Origin of the sequence: Paenibacillus sp. ICGEB2008, from assembly GCF_000307675.1 — a bacterium.
Taxonomy (GTDB): domain Bacteria; phylum Bacillota; class Bacilli; order Paenibacillales; family Paenibacillaceae; genus Paenibacillus; species Paenibacillus polymyxa.
Genome location: NZ_AMQU01000046.1, coordinates 1 through 2402 on the forward strand (window position 1 = coordinate 1; position 2402 = coordinate 2402).

2 rRNA genes are annotated in these 2402 nt (G+C 51.9%); both read right to left on the bottom strand.

What is annotated here, in order from left to right:
- Positions 1-1868: ribosomal RNA gene (locus C400_RS0125830) — 23S ribosomal RNA — on the bottom strand; the annotation flags it as partial.
- 357 nt (positions 1869-2225) lie between these two features.
- Positions 2226-2402 (bottom strand): 16S ribosomal RNA (locus C400_RS0125835); the annotation flags it as partial.

Consider the following 2402-nt stretch of genomic DNA (forward strand, 5'->3'; position numbering starts at 1 on the left):
TTCGCCTTGCGGCTTCGCACAGACCTGTGTTTTTGCTAAACAGTCCGCTTGGGCCTTTTCACTGCGGCCCCCTCGGGCTATTCACCCTACCGAGGCACCCCTTCTCCCGAAGTTACGGGGTCATTTTGCCGAGTTCCTTAACGAGAGTTCTTCCGCGCGCCTTAGAATTCTCTTCTCGCCTACCTGTGTCGGTTTGCGGTACGGGCACCTTCTCCTGGCTAGAGGCTTTTCTTGGCAGTCTGAGATCATGACCTTCGCTACTATAATTTTCGCTCCCCATCACAGCCCAGCCTTACGATGTGCGGATTTGCCTACACATCAGCCTCACTGCTTAGACGGACATCCATCAGTCCGCGTCACTACCCTACTGCGTCACCCCATCGCTCATAGCGGATTACGGTGGTACAGGAATTTCCACCTGTTGTCCTTCGACTACGCCTATCGGCCTCGCCTTAGGTCCCGACTTACCCTGAGCGGACGAACCTTCCTCAGGAACCCTTAGGCTTTCGGCGGATCTGATTCTCACAGATCTTTTCGTTACTCATACCGGCATTCTCACTTGAATGCAGTCCAGCGCTCCTTCCGGTACACCTTCAACCCGCATTCAACGCTCCCCTACCCCTGATGCAAGCATCAAGCCATAGCTTCGGTGGTGTGTTTAGCCCCGTTACATTTTCGGCGCAGAGTCACTCGACCAGTGAGCTATTACGCACTCTTTCAATGGTGGCTGCTTCTAAGCCAACATCCTGGTTGTCTGTGCAACTCCACATCCTTTCCCACTTAACACACACTTGGGGACCTTAGCTGATGGTCTGGGCTGTTTCCCTTTCGACAATGGATCTTAGCACTCACTGTCTGACTCCCGGAACTAAATCTATGGCATTCGGAGTTTGACTGAGCTTGGTAACCCTTGCGGGCCCCGCACCCAATCAGTGCTCTACCTCCACGATTCTTCTTTCCGAGGCTAGCCCTAAAGCTATTTCGGGGAGAACCAGCTATCTCCGGGTTCGATTGGAATTTCTCCGCTACCCCCACCTCATCCCCGCATTTTTCAACATGCGTGGGTTCGGGCCTCCAGTGCGTGTTACCGCACCTTCACCCTGGACAGGGGTAGATCACCCGGTTTCGGGTCTACGTCCACGTACTCATTCGCCCTATTCAGACTCGCTTTCGCTGCGGCTTCAGCTCTTCACCTTAACCTTGCACGGGAACGTAACTCGCCGGTTCATTCTACAAAAGGCACGCCATCACCCGTGATTTTTCCAAAGGAAAATATCATAGGCTCTGACTTCTTGTAAGCACACGGTTTCAGGATCTATTTCACTCCCCTTCCGGGGTGCTTTTCACCTTTCCCTCACGGTACTGCTTCACTATCGGTCGCCAGGGAGTATTTAGCCTTGGCAGATGGTCCTGCCGGATTCATACGGGGTTTCACGTGCCCCGCACTACTCGGGATCCGTCTCGGAGGGAACGGGTTTTGAACTACAGGGCTTTTACCTTCTCTGGCGGGCCTTTCCAGACCTCTTCATCTAACCGGTTCCTTTGTAACTCCATGTGAGACGTCCCACAACCCCAAGGAACAAGCTCCTTGGTTTGGGCTAATCCGCGTTCGCTCGCCGCTACTGACGGAATCACTATTGTTTTCTCTTCCTCAGGGTACTTAGATGTTTCAGTTCCCCTGGTCTGCCTCTCACTCACCTATGAATTCAGTGAGTAGTGACTGTCGATGAAGACAGCCGGGTTTCCCCATTCGGACATCCCCGGATCAAAGCTTGCTTACAGCTCCCCGAGGCCTTATCGTTGTTCGCCACGTCCTTCGTCGGCTCCTGGCGCCTAGGCATCCTCCGTGTGCTCTTTGTAGCTTAACCTAGACTTTTCTTTCGCAGAAAGAAAATGTCGATATATGCTACCTTTATTTCACTTGTTTACACAAGATCAGCTTAAAGGAATATTCTAAAACGCAATTTCGTTTCGGTATCCAGTTTTCAAGGTGCAATTCGCTTCATCGAAGCGAAACCCGATGAATATTTCGGTTCCACACGATGTGTGAATGAAACATTCGCCGAAGCTTGAGAGTTTGAACTCTCAAAACTGAGCAACGAGTGAGTAAGTCCAGGATATTCATTTCATTCACACGAACGTGATGAACCGAATTGAATATCCGGTCGCAGGTATATACACCTGCTGATTTGAATGTTTCCATTGCAGGAAACGATTCTCCATAGAAAGGAGGTGATCCAGCCGCACCTTCCGATACGGCTACCTTGTTACGACTTCACCCCAATCATCTACCCCACCTTCGGCGGCTGGCTCCTTGCGGTTACCTCACCGACTTCGGGTGTTGTAAACTCTCGTGGTGTGACGGGCGGTGTGTACAAGACCCGGGAACGTATTCACCGCGG